Annotated in this window: 20 protein-coding genes; 9 read left to right on the top strand and 11 right to left on the bottom strand. The window is 70.2% G+C overall.

Annotation, left to right across the window (positions count from 1 at the left end; all coding sequences use genetic code 11):
• The first annotated feature begins 1 nt into the window (after position 1).
• The 3 genes from K8640_RS28885 (at position 2) to K8640_RS28875 (ending at position 3,900) form a co-directional block, all read left to right on the top strand.
• Positions 2 to 1,234: an ABC transporter permease gene (locus K8640_RS28885; RefSeq protein WP_223749999.1), complete on the top strand. Its 1,233-nt coding sequence runs from the start codon at positions 2 to 4 to the stop codon at positions 1,232 to 1,234.
• A gap of 56 nt (positions 1,235 to 1,290) precedes the next feature.
• Positions 1,291 to 2,289 carry a cysteine synthase A gene (locus tag K8640_RS28880; protein ID WP_223749998.1) on the top strand — a complete coding sequence of 333 codons (999 nt, stop codon included), beginning with the start codon at positions 1,291 to 1,293 and terminating at the stop codon, positions 2,287 to 2,289.
• Positions 2,290 to 2,481: 192 nt separating this feature from the next.
• The gene (locus tag K8640_RS28875) at positions 2,482 to 3,900 is read left to right on the top strand and encodes an RICIN domain-containing protein (protein ID WP_223749997.1); all 1,419 of its coding nucleotides are present in this window, start codon (positions 2,482 to 2,484) and stop codon (positions 3,898 to 3,900) included.
• A 15-nt stretch (positions 3,901 to 3,915) separates the two neighbouring features.
• Here the strand turns inward: K8640_RS28875 and K8640_RS28870 are convergent, their stop codons facing one another.
• Positions 3,916 to 4,584, bottom strand: coding sequence for a class I SAM-dependent methyltransferase (locus tag K8640_RS28870; RefSeq protein ID WP_223749996.1), 669 nt, complete (start codon positions 4,582 to 4,584; stop codon positions 3,916 to 3,918).
• A gap of 277 nt (positions 4,585 to 4,861) precedes the next feature.
• On the opposite strand from K8640_RS28870, the gene K8640_RS28865 reads away from it, so the two are divergent.
• Both K8640_RS28865 and K8640_RS28860 read left to right on the top strand, forming a co-directional pair.
• A complete protein-coding gene (locus tag K8640_RS28865; protein ID WP_223749995.1) occupies positions 4,862 to 6,175 on the top strand; it encodes a hypothetical protein in 1,314 nt (437 codons plus the stop codon).
• 7 nt (positions 6,176 to 6,182) lie between these two features.
• On the top strand, positions 6,183 to 7,364 hold the full coding sequence (locus tag K8640_RS28860; RefSeq protein WP_223749994.1) for a hypothetical protein: 1,182 nt from the start codon (positions 6,183 to 6,185) through the stop codon (positions 7,362 to 7,364).
• Here K8640_RS28860 and K8640_RS28855 read toward each other — a convergent pair.
• From K8640_RS28855 to K8640_RS28840, 4 genes are all read right to left on the bottom strand, one after another.
• Positions 7,352 to 8,986, bottom strand: coding sequence for an ATP-binding protein (locus K8640_RS28855; RefSeq protein WP_223749993.1), 1,635 nt, complete (start codon positions 8,984 to 8,986; stop codon positions 7,352 to 7,354). The two genes, K8640_RS28860 and K8640_RS28855, sit on opposite strands and share 13 nt — an antisense overlap.
• Positions 8,955 to 9,650 carry a response regulator transcription factor gene (locus tag K8640_RS28850; protein ID WP_223749992.1) on the bottom strand — a complete coding sequence of 232 codons (696 nt, stop codon included), beginning with the start codon at positions 9,648 to 9,650 and terminating at the stop codon, positions 8,955 to 8,957. Before K8640_RS28850 ends, K8640_RS28855 begins: the two co-directional genes overlap by 32 nt.
• Before the next feature lie 472 nt (positions 9,651 to 10,122).
• Positions 10,123 to 10,827 carry a DNA-binding protein gene (locus K8640_RS28845; RefSeq protein WP_223749991.1) on the bottom strand — a complete coding sequence of 235 codons (705 nt, stop codon included), beginning with the start codon at positions 10,825 to 10,827 and terminating at the stop codon, positions 10,123 to 10,125.
• A 143-nt stretch (positions 10,828 to 10,970) separates the two neighbouring features.
• Positions 10,971 to 11,492: a hypothetical protein gene (locus tag K8640_RS28840; protein WP_074956942.1), complete on the bottom strand. Its 522-nt coding sequence runs from the start codon at positions 11,490 to 11,492 to the stop codon at positions 10,971 to 10,973.
• 351 nt (positions 11,493 to 11,843) lie between these two features.
• Between K8640_RS28840 and K8640_RS28835 the strand changes: the two genes are divergently transcribed.
• The gene (locus tag K8640_RS28835; RefSeq protein WP_223749990.1) at positions 11,844 to 12,851 is read left to right on the top strand and encodes a hypothetical protein; all 1,008 of its coding nucleotides are present in this window, start codon (positions 11,844 to 11,846) and stop codon (positions 12,849 to 12,851) included.
• A 68-nt stretch (positions 12,852 to 12,919) separates the two neighbouring features.
• Here K8640_RS28835 and K8640_RS28830 read toward each other — a convergent pair whose 3' ends face one another.
• From K8640_RS28830 to K8640_RS28815, 4 genes are all read right to left on the bottom strand, one after another.
• Positions 12,920 to 13,744, bottom strand: coding sequence for a hypothetical protein (locus K8640_RS28830; RefSeq protein ID WP_223749989.1), 825 nt, complete (start codon positions 13,742 to 13,744; stop codon positions 12,920 to 12,922).
• Between the two features lie 350 nt (positions 13,745 to 14,094).
• Positions 14,095 to 14,910 carry a GNAT family N-acetyltransferase gene (locus K8640_RS28825; protein WP_223749988.1) on the bottom strand — a complete coding sequence of 272 codons (816 nt, stop codon included), beginning with the start codon at positions 14,908 to 14,910 and terminating at the stop codon, positions 14,095 to 14,097.
• A gap of 91 nt (positions 14,911 to 15,001) precedes the next feature.
• Entirely contained in the window at positions 15,002 to 16,558 is a 1,557-nt protein-coding gene (locus tag K8640_RS28820; protein WP_223749987.1) for a VWA domain-containing protein, read from the bottom strand.
• A 299-nt stretch (positions 16,559 to 16,857) separates the two neighbouring features.
• Positions 16,858 to 17,247, bottom strand: a complete 390-nt coding sequence (locus K8640_RS28815; protein WP_223749986.1) for a hypothetical protein — start codon at positions 17,245 to 17,247, stop codon at positions 16,858 to 16,860.
• A gap of 532 nt (positions 17,248 to 17,779) precedes the next feature.
• On the opposite strand from K8640_RS28815, the gene K8640_RS28810 reads away from it, so the two are divergent.
• On the top strand, positions 17,780 to 19,477 hold the full coding sequence (locus K8640_RS28810; RefSeq protein WP_223749985.1) for a DUF692 family multinuclear iron-containing protein: 1,698 nt from the start codon (positions 17,780 to 17,782) through the stop codon (positions 19,475 to 19,477).
• A gap of 11 nt (positions 19,478 to 19,488) precedes the next feature.
• On the top strand, positions 19,489 to 20,127 hold the full coding sequence (gene udk, locus K8640_RS28805) for a uridine kinase (RefSeq protein WP_074956956.1): 639 nt from the start codon (positions 19,489 to 19,491) through the stop codon (positions 20,125 to 20,127).
• Positions 20,128 to 20,137: 10 nt separating this feature from the next.
• On the opposite strand, the gene K8640_RS28800 is transcribed toward udk, so the two are convergent.
• Positions 20,138 to 21,172 (bottom strand): alpha/beta fold hydrolase, encoded by a 1,035-nt coding sequence (locus K8640_RS28800; RefSeq protein ID WP_223749984.1) that lies wholly within the window; start codon positions 21,170 to 21,172, stop codon positions 20,138 to 20,140.
• Between the two features lie 51 nt (positions 21,173 to 21,223).
• Between K8640_RS28800 and K8640_RS28795 the strand changes: the two genes are divergently transcribed.
• Positions 21,224 to 22,132: a hypothetical protein gene (locus K8640_RS28795; RefSeq protein ID WP_223749983.1), complete on the top strand. Its 909-nt coding sequence runs from the start codon at positions 21,224 to 21,226 to the stop codon at positions 22,130 to 22,132.
• 40 nt (positions 22,133 to 22,172) lie between these two features.
• On the opposite strand, the gene K8640_RS28790 is transcribed toward K8640_RS28795, so the two are convergent.
• Positions 22,173 to 24,371, bottom strand: a complete 2,199-nt coding sequence (locus tag K8640_RS28790) for a PQQ-binding-like beta-propeller repeat protein (protein ID WP_223749982.1) — start codon at positions 24,369 to 24,371, stop codon at positions 22,173 to 22,175.
• Positions 24,372 to 24,469: the final 98 nt, after the last annotated feature.

The raw sequence follows: 24,469 nt of genomic DNA, 5'->3' as shown, positions 1-24,469 counted from the left end.
GATGCGAGCCTTCTTCGACAACCTCCGGCTGGCGCTGGGCACGTTCCTGGGCAACCCGCTGCGCTCGCTGCTCACGCTGCTGGGCATCGTCATCGGCGTGGCCACGGTCATCACCATGATGGGGCTCATCGAGGGCCTGCGCACCAAGGTGAACCGCGACCTGGGCCGCCTGGGCGCGCACACCTTCCAGCTCACCAAGTGGCCCGCGGGCGGCTTCGGCCGCTTCAACTGGGCCAAGTTCGCCAAGCGTCCGGACATGACCCTGGAGGACGTGCGCGCCCTGGAGCAGTTCTGTCCGTCGGTGGGGCTGGTGGCGCCCTCGGACGACCAGGGCGGGCAGAAGGTGTCCACGGTGAGCAAGGAGACGCGGCCCGCGGTGCTCATCATGGGCGCGTCCACGACGTACCCGGCGGTGAGCGGGGTGTCCGTGCAGTCCGGCCGCTTCTTCAACGAGGTGGAGGGGCTGGACGGCCGCAACGTCATCATCCTGGGCGTGGACGTGGCGGACGAGCTGTTCCCCGGCATCGACCCGGTGGGCTTCGAGGTCCGCCTGAAGGGCCGGCCGTTCCGGGTGATTGGCGTGCTCCAGCGGCGCGGCAGCTTCCTGGGCATGGTGAGCCTGGACAACCAGGCCATGATCCCGCTGCGCGTGTTCCAGCAGCTCTATGGCAAGGAGCGCTCGCTGGACATCGACATCCAGGCGAAGGACCCCGGCCTGTTCCGCAAGGCGCAGGACGAGGTGGCCACGCTGATGCGCCGCCGGCACAACCTGGCGCCCGACGAGGCCAACGACTTCGAGCTGCACACCAACGAGTCGGTGACGGCGTCGTTCAACCAGCTCTCGCAGGTCATCACCATCGCCGGCGTGGGCGTGTGCCTGTTGTCGCTGGTGGTGGGCGGCATCGGCATCCTGAACATCATGTTGGTGTCGGTGATGGAGCGCACGCGGGAGATTGGCGTGCGCAAGGCGCTGGGCGCGAAGCGGCGGCGCATCCTGGGGCAGTTCGCCACGGAGGCGGTGCTGCTGGCGCTGCTGGGCGGCGCCATGGGGGTGGGCCTGGGCTTCGGCCTGGTGTTCCTGGGCGACTGGATGGTGGGCTTCCCCATGTCCGTGCCGCCGTGGGCCGTGGCCCTGGCGCTGTCGATGAGCTGCGGGGTGGGCCTGTTGTTCGGAATCTACCCGGCCGCCCGCGCCGCGAAGCTGGACCCCGTCGAGGCGATGCGCAACGAGTAGCCGCAAGCGGACCTGGCCGGTTGCCTCCCTCCCCGGACTCCATTAGGGGAGGGGGCATGGCGCCTCGCATCGGCTCGCTGTGGGACTCGGTCGGCAACACCCCGCTGCTTCGCATCGGCTCGCTCAGCCGCGTCACCGGCTGCGACATCCTGGGCAAGGCGGAGTTCATGAACCCGGGCGGCAGCATCAAGGACCGCGCCGCCAAGGGGATGATCCGCCGCGCGGAGGAGCAGGGGCGCTTGAAGCCCGGCGGCACCATCGTCGAGGGCACCGCGGGCAACACGGGCATCGGCCTGGGGCTGCTCGGCCGCGAGCGTGGCTACCGCGTCGTGGTGACGATGCCGGACAACCAGGCGCGCGAGAAGTACGAGTACCTGGAGGCCATGGGCGTGGAGGTCCGCAAGGTGCCGCCCGTGCCCTTCGCCAACCCGGCCCACTTCTTCCACCAGGCCCGCGCGCTGTCGGAGGCGCATGGCTGGTTCTGGGCCAACCAGTTCGAGAACACGGCCAACGGCGACTTCCACTACGAGACGACCGGGCCCGAAATCTGGGAGCAGTGCGAGGGGCACGTGGACGTGCTCGTCGCCTCCGTGGGCAGCGGCGGGACGATGTCCGGCGTCAGTCGCTTCCTCAAGGAGAAGAACCCCGCGCTGCGCGTGGTGCTCGTGGACCCGGCGGGCTCGGGCCTCTACTGCTACGTGCGCGAGGGGAAGCTGGAGTCGTCGGGTTCCTCCATCACCGAGGGCATCGGCATCATGCGACTCACCGCCAACTTCCAGGCCGCTCGCGTGGACGAGGCGATGCGGCTGGGCGACGGCGAGATGCTCGACATGCTCTACCACCTGGCCCGCGAGGACGCGCTGGTGGTGGGCACCTCCGCGGCGCTCAACGTGCGCGCCGCGTATGAAATCGCGCGGCAGCACGCGGGGAAGGGCCTGCGCATCGTCACCTTCCTGTGTGATCACGGCAGCCGCTACGCGTCCAAGGTCTTCAACGCGGAGTTCCTCGCGTCCAAGCAGCTCCAGGTGAAGCCGCTCCCCACCGACGCCCGCTGACGCCCGCCGTGCAGTCCCCGCCGAAAATACGGACGCCCCCGCAAGGGGCTCCAGGCCCTCGCCAAACGTCCGACAGGACTGGATAGTCTTTCTTTGGTTTCTGGAAAAACCGTTGTTGCGGGTTTGTGGCGGCGCTACAGGTGCGCGACCCATCCGTCCCGCGTCGGGGCGGGGGCTCACGAGGGAGTCCGCATGTCGCGCACGGGATTCACATCCAGGGCCTTGGTCCTCGAAGCGGTGTTGGCGGTGGTGCTGATGGCGTGTTCGGGGCCGCCGGACGAGGCGGCGCCGAGGGACGCATCGCTGGAGCGACGGGAGGACGCGGCGCTCGCGACGCGCGTGGTCGGCTACTTCCCGACGTGGGCGGGGGACGTCAACGCGATTCCCTACGAGCGGCTCACGCACATCAACTACGCGTTCGTGGTGCCCACGGCGTGGGGTGGGCTGACGGGCCCTGGGGCGACGGATGCGCGGCTGCGCTCGCTCGTCACCGCGGCGCACGCGCGTGGCGTGAAGGTGCTCATCGCGGTGGGCGGGTGGAACAACGGCGACGACAGCGCCTTCGAGCAGCTCGCGGCGAGCGCGGGCACGCGGACCACGTTCGTCAACACGCTGGTGAGCTACGTCACCACGGCGGGTCTGGACGGGGTGGACATCGACTGGGAGTACCCGGACCCGGGCGCGTCCGCGCAGAACTTCGCGGCGCTCATCCGTGAGCTCGGCGTGGCGATGCGCGCTCGCGGCAAGCTGCTCACCGCGGCGGTGGTGGCCAACGGCTACTACGGTGACGGCGTCCCCGCGTCGACGTTCACCGACTTCGACTTCCTCAACATCATGGCGTACGACGGCGGCCAGCCGCATTCGACGTACGACTACGCGGTGCAGTCGCTGAACTACTGGAAGGGGCGGGGGCTGCCCGCGTCCAAGGCGGTGCTGGGCGTGCCGTTCTACGGGCGCTCGCCGTCGTCGTATGTCGGCTACGCGGACCTGGTCGCTCGCGACGCGCAGGCGCCGTACAAGGACAACGTGGGCGACGTCTTCTACAACGGCATTGCCACCATCCAGGCGAAGACGCGGCTGGCGTTGCAGCAGGGCGGCGGGGTGATGATCTGGGAGCTGAGCCAGGACACGCGCAACGACACGTCGCTGCTGCTCGCCATCTACAACGCGGCGCAAGGCAGCCCGACGCAGCGCTACCGCATCGTCAACAAGAGCACCGGGCGGTGCCTGGACATCGACGGGCCCAGCACGGCGGACGGCGCCACCATCCACCAGTGGGATTGCCATACCGGCGCGAGCCAGATCTGGGTGGTGGAGCCCACCGACAGCGGCTACTCGCGCTTCGTCTCCCTGCACAGCGGCAAGGCGCTGGACGTGCGGGACGTGAGCACCGCGGACGGCGCGGGAATCCAGCAGTGGGGTTATGGCGGCGGCGCCAACCAGCAGTTCCGCGCGGTGGCGACGTCCGGCGGCTACGTCCGCATCGAGGCGCGGCACAGCGGCAAGGTGCTCGACGTGACGAACTGCGGGTCGAGCACCAACGGCACCGTGCTGCAGCAGTGGACCTGGTCCAACAACGACTGCCAGCAGTTCCGACTGGAGCCGCGGTAGCGCACGTCCGCGCGCTCAGTGCGGTGCGGAGAATCGCCCGGGCTCCTGGGTCGAGGGGCCCGGGTGTGTCTTGCGGAACACGTAGTAGTCCGCGTGGCGCGTCCACTCGGGGCGGCCCTCGGAGCGTGACGCGCGAGGCCCCCGCGTGGCCTGTCGGGGGACCAGGTACGTGTCGAGTTCCTGGTCGCTGAAGGTGAACTTGCCGCGCAGCTCCTTCACCACCGCGACGAGCGCCAGGTTCTCCTCGGCCGCGGCGTCGGCCGCGTCGCCGTGGTGGTCGTTCGTCACCAGCAGCCCGCCCACCTTGAGGTACTTCCCGCACGCGCGGGCGATGCCTCCGGCGTAGAGCGAGAGCACCAGGTCGAAGCTCTCGTCCAGGATGGGGATGGGCTGCGTGAAGTCCTGCGCGACGAAGCGCACGTAGGCCTTCTGCGCGTACTGCTGCCGCGAGCTGATCTTGCGCAGCACGCCGTCCTTGTTCGCGAAGAAGCCCTGCGCCAGATCGTTGCGGTCCACGTAGACCACGTGCTGGAAGAAGAACGACGGGGTGATGTGCACGAAGCACCCCGGGTACAGCACCGTGTCCACCGCCACGTAACGCTCGCGGAGCACCTCGAAGAGGCCCGCGCGCTCGAGCTGATGATCGACCACGAAGCCCTGGTAGATCTCCTCGACTCTCTCCATTTCCTGGATTTGATCCCCTTCCTGGGGCGGCTGACAACTTTGTGACAGCGACGGGCGCGGTGCGCGCGACGGGCGCGGAAAGTCACAGTCGGGGCGGCCGGTGTGGTCCGAGAGGACTCCGTCGCGAGGTGTGCTCAGCCGCGTTCGGCGCGTGCGGGTCGACGCGCACTCACCTCCGTGCCTGTGACGAGGGCTTGCACGAAATCCGCACGAACATTCCTCGGGAAGCGCACGGGTGCGCCATCCGCGTTGCACCGCGCGGGACGAGTCTGGGCGCATGAATCCTCCTGCCTTCCCGCCTCGTGCTCCGAGGACGTCCGATGGCCCCATCCGCGGGGCGTTCCGGTGGCTCGTCGCGCACCACGTCTTCGGCAGTCTCTTCATCGTCGTCTTCGCCACCGCGGTGATTGCCGGTCAGGTGGCGGGGCGGACGGACTTCGCGAACTCGGAGCTGGCGGCCGGGGTGGAGGACCGGTGGGGCGCGCCCGTGGTGCAGCCCGCGCCGTCGCTGCGCTACGTGCACAGCGGCACCATCTTCACGGAGCTCAAGCCGTTGGCGTTCGACCGTCAGCACGTGGAGGTGCTGGCGAAGATGAACTACCGCAAGCGCGGCCTGCGCTACTTCTCCGGCTTCGACTTCAACCTGGGCGCGGAGTACGCGGTGGTCAACCGCGAGGGCCACGACATCGACGTGGCGTTCATCTTCCCCATGGAGATGGACAAGTCGCAGGTGCTCCTGTCGGAGCTCCAGTTCCTGGTGGACGGCAAGGAAGCCAGCCTGGACCTGGGCGAGTCCGGCAACCGGCTCGTGTGGACGGGCCGTATCGCCAAGGGGGCCACGGCCCGCTTCGTCATCCGCTACCGCGCGCGAGGGCTCGACTCGTTCATCTACAAGCTGGATCCGGCGCTCTCCGCGCGCGACGTGCGCGTGCACCTGGCCGTCGAGGGCGGGGACAACTACGACTATCCGGCGGGCGGGCTGTCCGCGTCGTCCGTGCAGGCGGGCAGCGACACCGTCACGCTGGACTGGGCGTTCCAGTCGCTGGAGTCCGGCGTCAACCTGGGCGTCATCCTCCCGTCGGAAAAGACGTTCGACTCGATGGTGTCGCGCATGGCGGGGCGCGCGTGGGTGCCGTTCCTGGTGCTGGTGGCGCTGCTCGCGGCGCTGGGGCTGCGGCACAAGCGGCAGCTCGCGCTGCATGAGTCGTATCTGCTCGCCGCCGTGTACGGCTTCTTCTTCGTGCTGCTCGCGTACCTGGCGGCCTTCATGAACTTCTATGTGGCCTATGCGGTGAGCGCGCTGGGCCTGGGCGCGGCGGTGGTGGCGTATGCCCGGTGGCTGTTCCCGAAGGAGCGCACGTCGCTGCTCGCGGGGCTGTGGGCCGCGACGCTGCTGGTGCCCACCGGCGCCGTCATCCTGGAGGGCTACACGGGCCTCATCTACACGCTGGAGATCCTCGCCGGCCTGCTCGGGCTGATGGTGCTCTCCACCCGCGCGAGCGTGCGCGCGTTCCTGTCGGACCTGTCCCAGCCCGGCGCGGCTCCGAGCGCGGCCCCCGTGTCCACTCCTGTCACCCCGGAAGCGAGCTGAGCCCATCATGCGGACCTTTTCCCTCGTCGTCGGAATCCTGCTGCTCGCTCCCGAGGCCCTGGGCGCGCCCGAGTCCACTCCGGCTCCCGCCGGCACCGCCACCGTGCCGCTGGAGCAGCTCATCCCGCTGTATTCGCAGCGACAGACACCACCTCCCGCGCCCCCCACCGAGGCGCTGGTGAAGACCGGGCTGCGCGGACGGTTGTCCGCGGATGCGCTGCAAGTGGAGGCGAGCTTCGAGGTGGAGGTGCTCGCGGATGGACGCTGGACGCAGGTGCGCTTGCTGCAACTCGACGCGGACACGTACCCCACGGCCCTGCCCACGCTGGAGGGCGCCACGGTGGGCGTGGTGGATGGCTTCCTGTGTCTGCTCACGCGCAAGGCGGGGCGTCAGAGCTTCGACGTGAGCCTCACCGTGCGCTCGTCGGGCACGGGGCCGGAGCGTCGCGCGCAGCTTCGCTTTGGCTCTCATGCCTCGCCGGTGCCGCTGGAGCTGGAGGCGGACACGTCCGTCTTCACGCTGCTGGAATCGCTGTCGTCCTCGGGTGAGGGATACGTGCTCTATCCGGTGCAGGGCGCGCTGCGGGTCGGCTGGAAGGCGGCGTCCCAGGTTGCGCAGGCAACGAAGCCGCAGGTGCGTCCTCCGCTGGAGCCGCGCATCCCCGAGGCCACCGCGACGTGGGTGTCCACGCTGGAAGGCCGCGCCACGCTGCGCGTCGGCTACACGTTGAGCCTGGACCGTGAGCAGGCGCTGGAGCTGAGCATCCCGGAAGGGCACGCATTGGAGCGCGTCACGCTCAACGCCATCCCCGTGCCCGTGGAGGCGGTGACGGATGGGGTGCTGCGGCTGAAGGTGGCGCCCGCGCGACTGGGCGAGACGTCGGGTGCGCTCGAGGTGGTGATGACGCGGGAGCTGGGCGTGTTCCACCTGTCCGGTCGGTTGAAGCTGGCGCTGCCGCGCGTCTCGTGGCCGGTCGCGGAGCTGCGGGCCCGCGCGCACTTCCCCGCGGTGTTCAACTATCGCCGAGAGGGCGGCAGCCTGGAGCAGTTCGAGGCGGCCGAGGGCACGAGCCAGGGCGCGACGTTGCCGGGCAAGGTGCTGCACTTCCGTCAATACCTGGTGGCCGCGTCCTCGCCCACGCTCGAGCTGGGCTACTCGGTGGACATCTCCAACAGCTACTTCCGCTGATGCACGGCGACGGCGAAGGCGGAGCCCTTCGTCTCCGGGCTCGCGGGCAGGAGTTCCAGGGTGGAGCCGAACGCGCGCAGCATGGACTGGGAGATGGTGAGACCCAGGCCCGTGCCTCCGCGCTCGCGCGCCGTGGTGAAGAAGGCGTCGAAGATGCGGGCGCGGTTCGACTCGGAGATGCCTCGCCCGTCGTCCCGCACCACGACGCGCACGACGCCGTCCGCCTGCGTCTCCACGGCGAGCGACACGCGCACGTCCTCGCCTCCGTGCTGGCGGGCGTTGGTGACGAGCTGCCAGAGCACGTCCTCCATCACCTCGGAGGGCAGGGCCACGGTGAGGCCCTCGGGAACGGGGCCCACGTCCACGCGCTCCAGTCCCTCCGCGTGGGCCCTCGCGGTGACGGCCTTGAGCAGCGGGGCCAGCTCCACCTGGGCGGGCGTGGCGGTGATGGAGTCGGCGCGGGCCAGCTCCAGCAGGCGTTGCACCAGCCGCGTGAGCCGGCGCGCGTCGGCGTCGATGTTGGAGAGGAAGCGCGTGCGCTGCTCGGGTGTCATCGCGTCCGCGCTGTCGCGCAACAGCTCCACCGCGCCCTGGATGGAGGCCAGTGGCGTCTTGAACTCGTGCGAGACGTTGGCCGCGAAGGAGCGGATGTACTGGTTGCGGTCCCTGAGCGCGGTGGCCATGCCGGCGAGCGACTCGGACAGCTCGGCCAGCTCCGCGACGACGGGACGGGCCAAAGGCTCGTAGCCCTCCGGTGCGCTGGCGGCGATGGCGCGCGTCTGCTTCACCAGGGCCCGCACCGGGCGGCCCAGCAGCGCGGCGGCGGCCAGCGACATCAACCCGAGCGCGCCGAGCAGCACCAGGCCCGTGGCCGTCAGGTTCCAGCGGTCCGCGTACGTGGCCTTGGCGAAGGTCATCGGCGTGCGCGCCAGCACCACCACGCCCCAGACGCGCTCGCCTTGAAGGACGGGCAGCGCCACCGAGACGCGGATGCCGGTGTCTCGACTGAGCGAGGCCAGGGGTGTGTCCTCGGCCTCGGAGTGACGACGGCGCAGCACGCTCGCGGGCTCTCCTCGCAGGGCCTGCTGCACCTCGGGTCGGTCGGCCAGCGTCGTGCCCAGCACGGCCGGGCTGCTGCTGGCCACCACCACGCCGCTGGTGTCGACCACGCGGATGCCCGCGAGCGTGGCGGCACGCACGTTCTCCAGGAGCGGGTTGAGCTTCAGGCCCGTCTCCAGGGCCCACGGCTCGCCGGGCACGAGCGCGCGCGGTGGCTCCTCGTCCGCGGGGAGCGGCTCGTCCGAGGCCTTGAGCGAGGGGAGGATGGGCCGCAGCCGCTTGTCATCAGGGATGGGGAAGGGCCACTTCGCGGTGCGAGTCCGTCCATAGTCGCCCTCGCCGACGCGCTCTGCCAGCGTGGCGCGGTAGAGCTCCACCACCACAGCGCCCTGCGTGAGCAGCTCCATCTCCGTCTGGCGGATGAGCTGGTTGTCGTAGACGCGCACGAAGGCGAGCCCGCCCAGTGTCAGCACGAAGCCCGCGAGCCCCACGGCCGCGAAGACCATCCACAGCCGGGGCTGCGGGCGGCGGCTACGGGATGGCGAGCCGATAGCCGAGGCCATGCACCGTCTCGATGACTTCGCCGCCGACGCCGGCGAACTTCTGCCGCACCCGACGCACGTGGCTGTCGATGGTGCGATCACTCACCACGCCGTCGTCGTAGACGCGCGTCATGACCTCGTCCCGGGTGAAGACCTTGCCCGGCACACGCAACAGCGCCGCGAGCAGGTGGAACTCCGTCACGGTGAGCACCACCTCCCGCTCGCCCCACCAGGCTCGGAAGCGCTCCTCGTCCAGCTTCAAGGGGCCGCGCATCAACGGCTTCGACGCTGCGGAGGCCGGGTTCTCGGGCGCGGGCCGCGCTCGGCGCAGCACTGCCTTCACGCGCGCCACCAGCTCACGCGGGCTGAAGGGCTTGGTGAGGTAGTCGTCGCCGCCCAGCTCCAGGCCGAGGATGCGGTCCACCTCGTCGTCCCGCGAGGAGAGGAAGACGATGGGCAGTTCGTGTGTGCGCCGCACCTCGCGGCACACCGTGAGCCCGTCCATCTCCGGCATCATGATGTCCAGGACGATGAGCGCGGGGGGCGAGCGCTGGACGTGGGCCAGCGCCGCTCGCCCCTCCGCGGCCTCCTCCACGCGGAAGCCGCCTTGCTCCAGCGCGAAACGGACGATGTCCCGCAGGTGCGGATCATCATCGACGACCAGGACGGTGGGACGTTCAGCCACGCGGCACTCGGGTTGGGGAGGGCGTGGAGTCTACCTCCGACACGCCCGGACCTGGGCGTACAGTCACCTTTCCATTTTTTATTCGGGTCGGACGCAACCCGGTGCGGGCAGGACCGATAACCCCAAGGAATGCGGTCGTCTGGCTTCGGGGGAAGTCAGCGCCACCTGATTGACGGAAGGACGAGCGACCTCGGGGGAGGGGCTCGTCCGGTTCGAGCCGGGGCGGCTGCCTGCGCCCCGGCTCAGCCTGTCAGTGGGCTTCGCGAACCTTCAGTCGCCGCGAGCGCCGTCGCGGGCGACGGATGGCCACCGCCGCCGCGAGCATCAACACCACCGGAACGAACACCAACAACGTTTGAGCCGTCACCGTCTCCCTCCTCCATGCACTATGGCGGAGGGGTCTGACGTTCCTTCTCCGGAAAATCTGAAATACCCAGGACTCCCGGTGTCAGGAGAGGTGTGACGCTCCGGCTCAGGGGATGCTCAGGTCGGCGGGTTCCCGGGGGGCGACCTCGTAGGTCGTCTCGTACTGGGCGGCGAGCCCCACGACGGTGATGCTCTGGCCGAGGGGCAGGGCTCGCAGCGTGTCCGGGTTGAAGCCGGCGGAGGCGTGGACGAACACCTGGACCTCTCCGGACCCATCGTCGATGTAGAGCTTGTACCCGTAGGGCGAGTCATCCTCGAAGGTCTTGGTCACGGCGCCGGTGACGCGGATGAGCTGGCCTTCGACGGGCTCCTTGACGGAGCCGGTGCCGATGTTCTTCGGGGTGGGTGTCTGGGTTCCACTTCGCGTCGACACGTCCGCGGGCACGGCCTTCAGGATGCGGAGCTGGTTCTGCTCGTCGAGCGTCCCGGTGACGCGAACGCGGGCGCCCACGGCGAGCGACAGCTTCTCCTCCAGCTTGACGTAGACGCCGCCGGTGTCGTCCTGCACCGCGAAGCCCTGATCTCCGAGCGCTGAGCTGAAGGCGCCAGGCGGGACGGTGACGTGGCCTTCGACGGTGACGGCCTCGCCGGTGGCGCGTCCGCGCGCCTCGCCGATGGGCGTCGCGGGTGAGGGGTCGTCCGAGTCGTCACACGCCGGAGCGACGAGGGCGAGAAGCGCGAGCAGCACCCAGCTCTTCGCGCGGAACACGGAGCGCGAGCTGGTACGGAGCCTTCCAGGGGAATCGAGCATCCCACCTGTCTAGAGCCTTCCGTGCCTCGCATTCAATCCGGGGAGCGCGTGCGCGGTGGCTCGTCGACACCTCGCGGAGGACTGGAGGTACAGCGGGGCAGGGGCTCCGAGGAGCAGCCCTGCCCGGAGGACGTGGCGCGGGACTACCACCGCTCGATGGAGGTGATGGTCAGCGCGAACGGGGGGCCGGAGAAGCTGGAGTTGTTGGTGCAGGGCCGCTCGGCGATGTCACCCAGGTTGGCCGAGTAGAAGCCGAAGGTGGAGCCGTTGCCCTTCTCGTAGAACACGCTGCCGCCGGGCAGGGTGACCTTCCACACGAAGTTGAAGCTGTCGTACCACTTGGGGGACGTGCGGTGGGAGATGAAGCTGCGCACCGTCACCGTCCAGGTCCACGGCGCGGACGCGGGCGCGGCGACCGTCTGCGTGTTGTCCCAGTCGAAGGCGACCCAGTTGTCCAGCCCGCCCCAGCCGTGGATGAGCTCCACCGACGTGCCCCACGGCAGGGAGAGGTTCCGGTACGACATCCGGATCTCCGCCTCGTAGGAGCTGGCGTACAGACAGGAGTGCAGCGACGCGCGGCCATCCGCCCAGTGCTCGATGGCGAAGGACGACGAGGACGCGAGGAACAGCGCGAGGGCGCAGAGCTTTCGGACAGCCGAGGTCATGAAGAGACTCCCAGGTGATTGGTTCGGCGCGTGTCTCTATCACGAGGGTGGGTTCTCGTGAACTCCCTGTATGTCTGTTCACTCCTCCTTTCCCCGGGAGTTGTCGGGTCCGTGAAACATCGTCTCGTGACGTGGGGCGCTTGCGGAGGCATCCGGAATGACCCATCCCTCCCTGGGGCGTGGGCCGGGTGGGCGGTCCAAAACCGACGCGCATGATTTGCGCACGGGTGTCGACCTGGCCCCGGTTGTGATTGTGTCTGATTCCACTTCTGGCGTGTCTGTCATTGTTGCAGGCTGGGGCTCCGCGCACGGCCAGGCGATTCGCGTCTGCGTGCGAGAAGGGGAACATCCATGCGCATGGCGAAGAGTGTCTGCGTCGTCGGCTTCCTGCTGGCGATGGTGGTGGGCTGTGGCTCCGGTTCGCAGTCGGGGGCCGTGCAGTTGGTGATTGGCGACCAGGAGGCGGCGGCGACGGAGGCGAGCGTCGTCCGCATCCAGGTGGTCGTCTCCGGCGCGGACTTCGCGGACATCCAGCAGGACCTGGTGAAGACGGGCTCGGTCTGGGGAGGCACCATCGCCGGGATTCCCGCGGGCACCGACAGGACGCTCACGGTGTCGGCCTTCGCGGCGAACAACGGGCTTGAGTACCAGGGCCAGGCGACGGGCGTCACCATCGTCGGGGGCGAGACGGCGCTGGTGGCCGTCACGCTGCATGACATGACGTTCGGCCATCACGACGACAACGACGTGCCCATCATCGACTCGGTGTCGGTGTCGTCGAGCACGGTGGTGGTCGGGGAGCAGCTCACGCTGGGCGCCACGGCGCATGACCCGGTGCCGAACGACCTGCTGTCGTACTCGTGGGGCGCCACGGCGGGGCAGCTGAGCAGCACCACGGTGGCCAACCCCACGTGGACGGCGCCGACGTCGCCGCAGACGGTGACGCTCACGCTGACGGTGCGCGACCAGCGCAATGGCGTCAGCACCGCGCGCCTCACGGTGGAGGTCGTCGGAGCGCCGCCTCCCCCGGGCGGGAGCGCGGAGGTCCACGTGAGCTTCAACAGGCCGCCGCTGGTGCTCTACGTGCACGCGAGCGAGGGCCGGGTGGTGCTCGGACAGAGCACGGCCGTCATCGCGAACGTGTTCGACCAGGAGCGCGATGCGGTGACCTACCAGTGGACCGCGTCCTGCCCTGGCACGTTCAGCACGCCGACCGGGCAGTCCTCGAACTTCACGCCGACGGAAGTGCCGTCCGGCGCGTGCAACAACTGCAGTGTCACCATGACGGCTCGGGACAGCCGCGGCGGCGTCCGCTCCGGCTCGGTGAAGCTGTGCGTCGTCTCCACGCCCGCGCCGTGACTCCGGGCGTCCGCGGTTGAGCGGCTTCACGGGGGCAGGGGATTCCGCCGCTGCCCCCGCGCATGCCTTCAGCGGATGAGCGGGGTGGTGCGCTCCGAGCCGGTCCTCGACACGCGGCGGGTCTCCCGGCCGTTGAAGTCCACTGCCTCGCCTTCGCCCACCAGCGTGCGGATGGTGATGCGCGACAGGCACTGGCTGTCATCCACGGTGTGCGTCACCACGTAGCGCGGCACGCTGGAGGCGGGCTCACCCAGGCGCAGGCGCATCTCCCGCAGGGCGTCGATGTAGCCCGCCAGCGGCTCCATCCTCGCGAGCGCGCGCCGCAGCACCTTGTCCGAGCGCTTGCTCATCACGCGATCCCACACCAGGTAGCCCGCGCCGAGCGTGGCGGAGCTGGTGAAGAACATCACGAAGTTGAGCATCCCCCCGAGCAGCCGGTTGCGGGTGAAGCCCTGCTCGCCCGTCGCTTCGGTGAGGATGTCCTTGAGCGTCTCCACCGCGGACTGGTTCGCCATCCCCAGCCACTCGCGCGCGTCCTTCGGGCTGCCCAGCAGCAACCGGCACAGGCCCAGGTGCAGGGAGATGAGCGAGACGCGGGCCGTGTCGCGCTCGGCGCCCAGCGCCTCCGTGAAGCGGTGGCCCGCGGCCCTGATCTGCTCCAGCCGCTCGTCGCGCGTACACGAGGGCCGGGTGGAGGCCTCCAGGTGCGCGCGCCCGGCGTGGAATGCGCCCTCGCGCAGCAGGTGCGGCTCCCGATGCAGATGGCCCAGCAGGACCAGCTGCTCTCCCTCCGTCCCCAGCAGCGCCTCCTGCAGCGCCACCGGTCCCTCTTCCTGATGCCTGCCGTTCACCTGTCGAGGTGTGGCCAGGATGAGGTCATTCCACGTCGCCATTCGCGGACTCCCGTGTGCTGCGGCGCCTCTTGTCTCCGGCGATCCCCCTGGAGACCAAGTCTGCCACAGCCACGCGGTTTCACGAGCCTGGGTCAGCGCTTCCGCCACCGCCTCTCGCTCTCTCATCCCTGGATGGCCGCGCGCTTTCAGGCCCGGCAGAAAATGGTGCCCGTGTTCTCGTGAGGTCACGTTTCTTCGCGAGGCTGTCGCGCATTGCTGGATTGGTACCGCGAGAATGATGAGGCCTCGGGCCCATGGGTCCTTCGTGCCCTCCAGGGTGGGATTTCGTGCAGAGCCCTCGTTCGCGAGGGAGGGGTGAGGACGTCCTCGTGGCGGGAGCCGCGTGCGTGTCAGGTGCTCCCGGGCGCGGGGGCCTCGTACATTCGGAAGCGCGTCACGGGGCGATAGCCCATGCGTTGATACACGGGCGCGCCGGCGTCGGTGGCGTGGAGCACGGAGCGCTCGATGCCCCACGTGTCGCGAGCCTCGCGCAGCGCGTGCCTCATGACGAGCTCCGCGGCGCCGAGCCGCCGGTGGCCGGGGGACGTGGCGACGAGCGCGATGTACGCGAGGCCGTCCACCCGGAGCACCACGGTGCTGCTCGCGGGAGCGCCCTCGCGGCAGGCCACGAAGCCTCGGATCTCCTCGTCGTACAGGGCCTCCGCGTCCAGGGCCTCGCGCCCCGACTCGCGGCTCACGTCGTAGGCGAGCGAGTTGATGTCGGCCACGGCCTGGCGTCCCCAGGTGTCCTTCACGGGGCGCACGTCGAGCGAGGGCAGGGCGCGCACGGGCTCCGAGAGCCGCTCGCACACCATGCCGGTGACGGTGGTGAGCGGGCGCAGCTTGTACCAGGCGAGGATGGATTCGGCGCGCTCGCGCACCTGGGGCGCGAGCCAGTCGTCCGAGATGACGAACGTCCACGGATGACGGCCGGTGGAGAAGTAGCGGGCCGCGGACGCGACGGCGGCCGAGAGCGCCTGCTCCGTCGTGGCGGGCGCGCGCAGGAAGGCCGCGTTCATCATCGCCCAGGAGACATGGCTCGACGCGATGAAGACCTCGGGGCGCTCCACCACCTCGCCCGCCCTGCCGCCCAGGGCCATCTTCCGCCAGGCGCCTCGGAATTGCGCATGGGACTCGTCGATCTCTGCCTGCGTCGCGGAGTGCATGGAGGGCTCCAGGGGCGAGGGGTGAAGGATCGATTGTACCCCAGGTGCTCCGTCTGGAGGCGCGGTGCCCCCGGTGCCCTCTGTTCCTGACTCAACGCGTGGCCACGTCGCGCAGCAGGTGATGCGCCTCGCCCAGCAGCGCGAGGAACTCCTCACGCTCCTCGTTGCCCGAGGGCGTCGCGGAGCGCGCGATCTCCCGCACCTGGTCCAGGCTCCATTTCTCCGCGTGGGGGCTGCGTCGCAACAGCTCCGCCGCGCCCATCACCGCGGTCGCGAAGCGCAGGTCCGAAGGGGCCTGCTTGAACGAGGGGGAGAGCGCGCTGGCGGGGAAGGGGAAGGCGCGCTCGGAGGCACTCTCTCCACGAGGGCGCTTGGCGCGCACGCGCACCGTGGCCAGACCCTCGCCCGCGCCGGGCATGAGCTCCAGCTCGTACAGCGCGGTGACGGAGTGGCCCGAGCCCAGCTCTCCCGCGTCCACGCGGTCATCGCGGAAGTCCTCGTCCGCGATGTCGCGGTTCTCGTAGCCGACGAGGCGATAGCGGGACACCTGCTTGGGGTCGAACTCCACCTGGAGCTTCACGTCCTTCGCGATGACCTCCAGCGTGCCTCCGAGCTGCTCCACGAAGATGCGCCGCGCGGCCATCAGCGAGTCCACGTAGTGGTGGTTTCCGTTCCCCTGGTCCGCGAGCTGCTCCATCATCGTGTCCTGGTAGTTGCCCATCCCGAAGCCCACCGTGGTGACGGTGATGCCTTCCTTCACGTGGCCTCGGATGGTCTTCAGGATCTCCTCGTGGGAGGTGCTCCCCACGTTGGCGTCGCCGTCGGACAGGATGACGACGCGCGACACCGACTCGCCATCCAGCGTCTTCATCGCCTCCTGGTAGGCCAGCTGGATGCCGGAGCCCATCGCGGTGCTCCCGCCCGCGGTCAGGTCCTCGATGGCGGCGTGGATGCGGGCCTTGTGCTCCATGCCCGTGGGCGGCAGGACGCGGCGCACCGCGCTCGCGTAGGTGACGAGCGCCACGGTGTCGCCGTCGCGGAGCTGGTCCACGAGCATCCGCAGGGCGCGCTTCGCGAGCGGCAGGCGGTCCGGGGACTGCATCGACCCGGAGACGTCCACGAGGAAGGTGAGGTGCGCGGGCTTGCGCTCGGAGACGCTCAGGCGCTTGCCCTGCACGCCGACGCGCAGCAGGTGTCGTCCGGGCGTGAAGGGGGAGGGCGCGGCGTCGAGGTGCACGGCGAAGGGGCCCTCGTCCGGTGCGGGCGCGGGGTACGTGTAGCGGAAGTAGTTGAGCATCTCCTCCACGCGCACGGCTTCACGCGGCGGCAGGGTGCCTTCCTTGAGCTTGCGCCGTGCCAGCGTGTACGAGGCCGTGTCGACATCCGCCGCGAACGTGGAGAGGCGGTCCTTCTCCGTGGAGACGAAGGGATTCACGCCGTGGTCGCGGTAGCCCTCCTGGCTGGAAGTGGCGTCGGCAGCAGGACCTCGGGACGAGCCCGCGAGGCGTCCGCTGCCGCGACCCATGGTGCCGATACCCGTGATGCCGCTGCTCTTGCCACCCAGTATCGCGACGCCACCGCCACCGGAGCCGCTGCCCTTGACCCCCAGTCCGCCCTGGCCATGGGCCGCGCCGGCCGCTCCGAACATGTTGCCCATCGCGGAGCGCAGGCGCGCGGAGTTCCCGGAGGGTGGGGGCGCCGCGCTAGGTGCGGGGGCAGGTTTTTCGAGAGCGGCGACGGGGGAGGGGGCATCAGGGCTCGTGGTCCCGGCGGCTGGCGCCAGGGCCGTGTCTGCCTGGGAAGGGGGGGACTTGGAGGCCATCTGTCCCGCGTGCGAGTCACGAGGGGCCAGGTTCTTCGTGTCCACGTCCGATGACCGGCACGAGAACACCACTCCGCTCAACGCGAGCGCACACACGACACCCGTGACGGCCTTGAGGTTCCGCCTCATTCACTGCCTCCCTGTTCCTGGATTCGCCAGTGCTCCGACAGCGGTCCGTGGAAAAGGTTCCGCGGATTCACCCGAGGCCTCGCGCTGGTGTCATCCATCCCCAGCTCAGGTCCGCCGTGTAGTTCGGTCGAAGTATTCGCCAGCCTCCTCGCGGAGGACCTTCCTGGCGTGTTGCTCACAGCGCCAGATGGCATGCCTGTGGTCGGAGGCCTGCTGTGGTGCTCGCCGCCCGACATGTCCACGGTGTATTCGACGTAGAAGCCATAGATGAGGGTGGCCAGGTAGTCCTGCCGCCAGTCCCCGAACTCCCCCGTGCTGAGTTCGCCGAGCACCGCCACGGCGAACGTGGGGTAGCCCGCTGTGCCTCTCAGGCCCTGTTCGTTCATCGTCTGCTGTCACAGCGGATGCGTGCAGCCGGAGACCTCCGAGGACTTGGTGCTCCGGCCCTGGTTGGCGCCTGCTCGCGCGCGTTGGAGGACCTCCCGGACGAGGCCGTCCTCGCCATGGACGCTCACCCTCCAGGCCAGGTCTGCCTTCGACGGCGCTCCCTCCGCGGTGCCTCGCAGGCGGGCCCTGGTCCGCGAAGGGCGAGTCCGCGCTGGCCTTCCTGGCGTGGAGTACGTCTTGCGCGGACTCGTCGAAGCGGGGACGCGCTTCGTCTCCGTGCAACGCTCGCTCCGGATGGATGCGCTCGAGAATGGAGGGCAGGTTGACTTCAAGGCTGTCTGATTCGTCGACACGGGCCATGTTCGATGTCTGTGAACCCGGCGCTGGGTTGTCATCACGATGAATCACCGAGGGGCCGCTCGAGGTTGTTTTTCAAATGCCCACGGAGGGTGTGCGGGCCTCACGCGGGCTCGCCCGGTCGCCCGCAACTCCGAGCACAACAGACGCGAGCGGTGGACTAGGTTGCGCCGCATGACGCAGGCCGTTTCGGACGCATGGACGTTGCCCTGGCGGGGTCTGGGGCTGAGCAGCAACCTGAGCACCGCGGATGTGCCGCAGCCGTACCGGCTGTTGGACGCGTCGCCGGGGCTCTTCGACTTCGTCGAGTACAGCGCTCCGTTGGACCTGGAGGAGGCGCGTGCCCAGGCCTCGCTGTTTCCGGAGATGTGGCGCCGCCGCGCCGACGTGCCCGTGCTCTTCCACCCCGTGCACCTCAACCTGTGGGGGCCGGAGCTGGAGCCCGCCGCCACGCTGAAGGCCCTGGACGCGCACGCGCGCGCCGTGGGCAGCCCGTGGGTGGGCAATGACGTGGGGTGGTGGCACGTGCAGGGCCAGCCGTTCCCCGGCTACCTCTACATCACGCCCCCGTTCAACGAGGCCGGGCTCGCGGACTGCGCCGCGCACGCGCTCCATGTCCAGTCACACCTCTCCATGCCGCTCGTGCTGGAGAACCCCGCGGTGCTGGCGCGCCGAGGCGAGCTGCACGCGCTCGACTTCCTCGCGAAGCTGCACCAGCGCACGGGGCTGCCGCTGCTCCTGGACCTGGGCCACCTGTTCAGCCACCAGCTCTCCGCCGGGCTGCCGCTCGAGGCGGGCCTGGACGGCTTCCCGCTGGAGCAGGTCGTGGAGATCCACCTCGCGGGCGGTGTGGTGACGCGCCGGGGCTCGCGTCGGTTCTACGTCGACGACCACACGCAGCCGGTGCGCGAGGAGCTGTTCAAGCTGTTGGAGTCCTTGCTACCGCGTTGTCCGTCCCTGCGCGCCGTCACCTTCGAGGGCGACGGCCATCCCCCGGAGGTGGCCCGGCTGTCCCTTCGGCGGCTGCGCACGCTCATCCCCCAGGGCCCTCGCGAGCCGTTGACCCTTCGCGCGCCGGATGTGAGCGCGCCTCCGGTGCTCTCGGGCGACAGCCGGCCGTGGGAGCTGTTCGACGCGGGCCACGGTGTGTCGGCCCCGGACGCGAGCGAGGACCCGGAGGGCACCGCCGCCGACCAGGACTTCCGCCTCGCGGTGGTCGCCGAGGCGCTGGACAAGGACTGGCCGCTGACGCGCCTGCTCCTGGCCGGCACGCGCGAGGCGCTGCTCGACTTCACCCGCTCGCGCGAGTACCGCAACCTCTTCGGCGGGGGAGGGCGCTCGCTGCCGCAGGTCTTCTCCGCCTGGGCGATGCGTCGGCTCCGGGAGCAGCCCGACGAGGGCGCCTCCGCCGCGCTGAGCCTGGAGATGCTCGCGCCCACCACCTTCCTGAAGACCGCCCCGGCGCCGGGCCCCGGACAGGTGGGGCTCGCGGAGGACGTCCGGCCCGGTAGCTTCCCCGTGGACCTGTCCGAGCTCGTCTTCGCCGCGCGCGCCGTCCGCCGCCACCTCACCGCCCGTGCGTGGGCATGTGGGGCGCTGGAGCTGTCCGGGCTGGAGGCGCTGGCCCAGGTGGCCCGGCGTCCGGGGGGCACCCCGTGGAGCTTCGCCGTGCGACGCAAGGCCCCGGGATTCGAGGTGTCGGGCGTGTCACGGGGGCTGGCGGTGCTGCTCCGGGAGTTGGGTTCCAGGCCCGTGCCGGTGGAGTCGGTGCCCCCGGAGGTCCTGGCGGATGGGCTGAATCAGCGGATGATCCGCCTGGGGGATGCTTCCGGGGTGGACCGAACCCTTGCGCCTGTGCGTCCGGTAGGGTAGGTCGCGCCGCAATGACGTCGTCACCCCTCGTTATCGGCATCGCGGGTGGCACCGCGTCCGGCAAGACCACCGTCGCCCGAAAGGTTCGTGAGGCGCTTGCCGACTGCCGCGTGGCCTTCATCGATCAGGACTCGTACTACCGAGACCTGAAGGACCTCCCCATCGCGGACCGCCGGGAGGTGAACTTCGACCATCCCGACGCGTTCGACACCGAGTTGCTGGTGAGCCACCTCCGGGAGCTGAAGGCCGGACGGCCCATCCAGAAGCCCGTCTACGACTTCGTCACCTCGTCGCGTCAGCCCCGCACCATGGGCGTGGACCCGGGGGACATCATCCTCATCGAGGGCATCCTCGTCCTGCACATGAAGGAAGTGCGCGAGCTGATGGACGTGAAGATCTACGTCGACGCGGATGACGACCTGCGCATCCTTCGTCGCCTCACCCGCGACATCAAGGACCGCGGCCGCGACTTCGACCACGTCGTCAGCCAGTACCTGCGCCACGTGCGCCCCATGCACATGGGCTTCGTCGAGCCGTCCAAGCACTTCGCGGACATCATCATCCCGCACGGCGGCAACAACGAGATCGCCATCAGCATGCTGGTGGGCGCGCTGCGCGGGAAGCTCTCCGCTCCGCAGCCGCGCGAGTAGCCCCAGCGCCTCAGCCCACGCGCCGCAGGAAGTCTCCGAGTGGCGCGCGCAGCCGCTCGGTCTCCGTCAGGAGCGCGCCATGGTCCCCCGGGCCGGGCAGCTCCACCAGCCGGGCGCTCACGCCCGCGGCGGACAGCAGGTGGTAGGTGTCCCGCACCCGGTTCACCGGCGCGAGCACGTCCGAGCTCCCCGCCACCAGCAGCACCCGCGCCCGGATCTGCGCGAAGCAGTCCGCCACGTCACAGCCCGAGTAGGCCGAACACAGCGTCGCCCATGACGACGCGTCGAACGACTCGGAGAAGGCGTCCGCCTCCGCGTCCAACGCGAGCCTCGCCGCGTCGGCGTCGGCGAAGCGCTGCGACAGGTACTCGCGGCCGTAGAGCAGCTTCTGGAAGTCCAGCCTCAGCCTGCGCATCGTCTTGCGAGGCTGTGCGTCCGGCTCGTAGAGGCCCTCGCGGAAGTCCGGGTCCGCGCGCAACAGTTGCCACGCCAGGCCCAGCTTCTCGCGCACGCCCTCCGGCAGCGCGCGCGCCGAGCCGATGGCCACCACCGAGTCCGACAGCTCCGGGAACAGCGCCGCCAGCCGCAGCGCCACCTGCGCCCCCAGGCCCACACCGACCAGCGCGCGCACGTGGTTCAGCCCCCGGGCTCGCAACAGCGCGGACACCCCGCGCGCCATGTCGAGCACCGTGAGGGGAGGCAGGCTCAGGCCCAGTCGCTCGCCCGTCTCGCGGTCCATCGACGCGTTCGACGTGCTGCCGAACGGACTGCCCAGGAGCCCCGGGACGATGACCGGCATGATGTCCGGGTCCAACGGCAGCCCCGGCCCCACCAGCTCACGCGCCCAGCCGGACGGCTGATACGCGGAGTCCTCCGCCGGCCCCACCGCCCGGTGCGAATGCGACAGGTCGTGCAGCAGCACCACCGCTTTGCCGTCGCACGGTTCTCCGTACGCCTCCCACGCCACCTGGGGGTTGCGCAGCAGCTCGCCTTCCTCCAGAGGGAGCAGGGAGGTGAACAGGTGGGTGCCGGTGGCCTGGATCACGTTGGGGAATTTTCATATCACTGCCTGCTCCACCGCACAGGAGACTGCCGCTTGAAGCGCTATTTCGGAGTCATTGTCCTCGTCGCTGGTGTGCTGCTGGGCGCCATCATGAGCTACCGCAGCGCCAGTGCCCGCACCCAGGAGGCGCAGCGCGAGGCGGCCGCCCAGCGCATCCGCGCCGACTATCTGGAGCGCGTGGCCTGGCTCCGGGTCAATCCGGACGAGAACGCGTATCGCGAGGAGCTCAAGCCCTTCTTCAAGACGTACTTCGAGCAGGTGGATGACCACCTGAAGGCGTTCAACGGGAACAAGAACTTCGACGGCTATCTGCAGGAGCTGGAGAAGCGCGCGGAGAAGGACGAGCGCGCTGGCGACCGCAAGGCGTTCTACGACTACACGCGCAAGGTGTTCGACAGCCTGCGCGAGGGCCGCTACCGCCCGGTGTGGACGGCCACGGACAAGGGCATGCGCCTGGACGTGGTGTCCTCGGACACCATCATGGTGATGGGCAAGCCGCAGATCCGGCTGCAGCTCGCGCTGTGGGGCGCGCAGCGTCAGCTCAAGGACGAGGGCAAGGTCCTCAAGATGCTGACCAGCGCCACGTTCGACACGGTGTGGAAGCTCACCGACGCGAAGGGGAAGCTCCTGGGCGAGATGCGCGGTGGGGATCCGTCGATGAAGATCGACCACCCGGAGCGCTTCATCGCGGAGTTCCCGCCGCAGCTGGTGCTGGGCCACTACGACCTGGACCTGATGCCCAACGAGGTGGCGAAGCTGGACATGACCATCACCGTCTCGTCGCGCTCGCCCTCGGGCGGGGACGCCACGGCCACGTACGTGTGGAAGCTGGACGTGCCCTCGGAGTGGAAGCTGGGCGCGGGTGAGACGTGGGAGGGCGCCACGCAGGAGGAGCGTCCCGAGGAGGAGATCGACCCGGCGAAGAAGGCCGCCGCGAACTAGCGGTGTGTCGGGTGGGGGAGGGCGAAGCGGGTGTTCGCCCTCACTCCACCACGGTGAAGTGGGAGCCCAGCCGGTACGCGGACAGCGCGCCGGTGTCGTCCAGGAAGTAGAGGTTGAGGCGCACGTCGGCCTGGAGCGCGACGAGCCCCGCCCCCGCGCGCACCTCGGCCAGCACCTGGCCTCCTCGAGGGTCCACCGCGCGCACCCGCTCACCCGGCACCAGCGTCACCCCGCGCGCGGTGCGTGCCGGCAGTGCGCCGATGAGCGGCTCCCCCGCGGCGCCCACGCGCCAGTCCACGGTGCCCGACGAGGCCACGCGCGCCGCGGCCCCCGAGGCGCTGGTCACCACCACGGCGCGAGGCAGGGGCGAGAGCGCGTACGGCCCCGGCCCCAGGTTCAGCGGCCGCTCCCACACGCGCTGGCCCTTGGCGTCCAGGCACAAGAGCATGCCTTCGCGCTCGCGCTCCCCGGCGATGAAGACGCGCGAGCCCACCGGCAGCGGCGCCGACGGGTGGGTGAGGTCCGGCTCGTGCGTCCACGCCGCCTCGCCCGTGTGCGCGTCCGCGAGCAGCAGCGCCCAGTGCGAACCCCGACCGAGCAGCGCGAGGAACCGACGACCCCACGGCACCGGAGCGCCGTGGAAGGGCAGGGGCGCGCGCATCCGGTAGCGCACCTGTCCATCCTCCAGGTCGAGCCCGTAGACATAGCCGGAGTCCGTGGTGACGAGGGCGCGGTGGCCCTGCGTCGTCAGCCAGCTTCGCTGCGTGCGCGGAGGGGCCAGCCGCCACACCTCGCGCCCGGTGGCCTCCGCGAAGGCCACCACGGTGCGGTCCTCGGACAGCGTGAGCAAGAGCCCGTCCTTGCGCAGGAGCAGCGGCCCCAGGGGGATGCCGTCGTGGTCATGCAGCCAGCGCGCCCCCGCGCCCCGGCCCGTGAAGCCGTACACGCGGGAGAGGTCCGCCGCCACCGCGTGGCCGTCCGCCGAGGCCGCCACGCCCAGCGCCGCGGCGCGGCGCCACAGCCGAGACCCGTCCTTGCGCGAGAAGGCCACCGCGGCTTGAGGCGAGCAGCACACCGGCCCGTGACGTCCGAGCAGCAGCCGCGACTCCTCCGTGTCCTCGAGTCCGCGCTGCTCCCACAGCCGCTCGAAGCGCAGTCGCCTCAGCCGGCCGGGGACCTTGAGCGGCTTGGAGGCGCTCTCCGTCGTCCGGGTGCGCTTCTCCCTCGCCGCGCCGGACTGCTCGGGGGGCTCCACGGGGCCGCGCAGATGGGAGAGGCCCTCCCGGCAGCGCTCCGCCAGCTCCACCAGGTAGGGGTTGCCCACCTGCGTCCGGTCCTCCTCCGCGAAGGTGGCCGCGAGCGCCTCGCCCAGGTGGAAGAGGCTCGCCGCGAGCTGCATGCCGGTGAGCGGGAAGGGCACGCCCGCGCGGCCCACCCGCGCCTTGCCGGCCTCCAGGTCGAGCAGCAGCGGGGAGCGGGTGCCCGCGGGCTCCAGCTGGAACCGGGGCTCCTTGAGCTCCACCGCCCGAGCCAGCTCCACCGCCTGGCGCGACAGCTCCAGCACCGTGAGGAACGGCGGCGCCTGGACCTTCCACGCCTCCGGCTTGCCGGGCAGGGCGAGCCACACCTCGCCTGGGCCCAGCAGGGGGGCCAGCGTCCCGGACGGGCTCCGCTTGCCTCCGGAGCGATGCCCCCGGGCGCCGGCGTCCCGGAGCTCGAAGCCGAAGCCGGGCGTCTCGGGCGGCTCCACGCGCTTCACCGAGGGGCGGGCGGGCTCCTCATCCGGGGGCCGCGAAGGCCTCGCGAGCTGCTTGAGCGGCTCCGCCAGCGCCTGGGCGAGGGGGGCGGAGACGCTCTTGGGGGCCACCTGGGTGACGTCCGCGAGGAAGCGCGCGCCGGTGGCCTTCACGGCCTCGGTCAGCTCCTCGGCGTCCACCCTCACGGGGGGCCGCATCAGCCGGGCGGGGCGGGCCAGGCTCACCACGAGCAGCTCCACCTCGGCGCCCACCCGTCTCAGGACCAGCTCCAGGTGGGCCTCCGCCAGGGAGACCTGGGCCATGGGCCGGCCCCCCGTGCGAAGAGAGGCCACTGCGCGCACCAAAGCGGGCACCACTTCTGCTAAGGACTCCTCCACCGCTCCGGACAGCAGGTCCACGCCGTCCAGTTCCAGTGCGATGGAATCCAGCGGGGAGGCCGAGGGTTCGCGTTTCCAGCGCTGTCCGATGCGTATGCGGGTCATCTTCCGTTCGTTGACAAGCCAGTTTAGCGATGGCTAGCATCCGCCGCCCATACGGACCTACATTTTTGTAACCGTTCGGAATTCTTGGGGAATACTCG

The organism is Myxococcus sp. XM-1-1-1 (assembly GCF_020037095.1).
Taxonomy (GTDB): Bacteria; Myxococcota; Myxococcia; order Myxococcales; family Myxococcaceae; genus Myxococcus; species Myxococcus fulvus.
The sequence above is the reverse complement of the archived record's forward strand: the minus strand, read 5'-3'. Positions and strand labels throughout refer to the sequence as shown.

Excerpts from the sequence above, each read along its gene's own strand:
- K8640_RS28885 (WP_223749999.1), top strand. The coding sequence starts at position 2 with ATGCGAGCCTTCTTCGACAACCTCCGGCTGGCGCTGGGCACGTTCCTG.
- K8640_RS28880 (WP_223749998.1), top strand. The coding sequence starts at position 1,291 with ATGGCGCCTCGCATCGGCTCGCTGTGGGACTCGGTCGGCAACACCCCG.
- K8640_RS28875 (WP_223749997.1), top strand. The coding sequence starts at position 2,482 with ATGTCGCGCACGGGATTCACATCCAGGGCCTTGGTCCTCGAAGCGGTG.
- K8640_RS28870 (WP_223749996.1), bottom strand. The coding sequence starts at position 4,584 with ATGGAGAGAGTCGAGGAGATCTACCAGGGCTTCGTGGTCGATCATCAG.
- K8640_RS28865 (WP_223749995.1), top strand. The coding sequence starts at position 4,862 with ATGAATCCTCCTGCCTTCCCGCCTCGTGCTCCGAGGACGTCCGATGGC.
- K8640_RS28860 (WP_223749994.1), top strand. The coding sequence starts at position 6,183 with ATGCGGACCTTTTCCCTCGTCGTCGGAATCCTGCTGCTCGCTCCCGAG.
- K8640_RS28855 (WP_223749993.1), bottom strand. The coding sequence starts at position 8,986 with ATGGCCTCGGCTATCGGCTCGCCATCCCGTAGCCGCCGCCCGCAGCCC.
- K8640_RS28845 (WP_223749991.1), bottom strand. The coding sequence starts at position 10,827 with ATGCTCGATTCCCCTGGAAGGCTCCGTACCAGCTCGCGCTCCGTGTTC.
- K8640_RS28840 (WP_074956942.1), bottom strand. The coding sequence starts at position 11,492 with ATGACCTCGGCTGTCCGAAAGCTCTGCGCCCTCGCGCTGTTCCTCGCG.
- K8640_RS28835 (WP_223749990.1), top strand. The coding sequence starts at position 11,844 with ATGCGCATGGCGAAGAGTGTCTGCGTCGTCGGCTTCCTGCTGGCGATG.
- K8640_RS28830 (WP_223749989.1), bottom strand. The coding sequence starts at position 13,744 with ATGGCGACGTGGAATGACCTCATCCTGGCCACACCTCGACAGGTGAAC.
- K8640_RS28825 (WP_223749988.1), bottom strand. The coding sequence starts at position 14,910 with ATGCACTCCGCGACGCAGGCAGAGATCGACGAGTCCCATGCGCAATTC.
- K8640_RS28820 (WP_223749987.1), bottom strand. The coding sequence starts at position 16,558 with ATGTTCGGAGCGGCCGGCGCGGCCCATGGCCAGGGCGGACTGGGGGTC.
- K8640_RS28815 (WP_223749986.1), bottom strand. The coding sequence starts at position 17,247 with ATGAACGAACAGGGCCTGAGAGGCACAGCGGGCTACCCCACGTTCGCC.
- K8640_RS28810 (WP_223749985.1), top strand. The coding sequence starts at position 17,780 with ATGACGCAGGCCGTTTCGGACGCATGGACGTTGCCCTGGCGGGGTCTG.
- udk (WP_074956956.1), top strand. The coding sequence starts at position 19,489 with ATGACGTCGTCACCCCTCGTTATCGGCATCGCGGGTGGCACCGCGTCC.
- K8640_RS28790 (WP_223749982.1), bottom strand. The coding sequence starts at position 24,371 with ATGACCCGCATACGCATCGGACAGCGCTGGAAACGCGAACCCTCGGCC.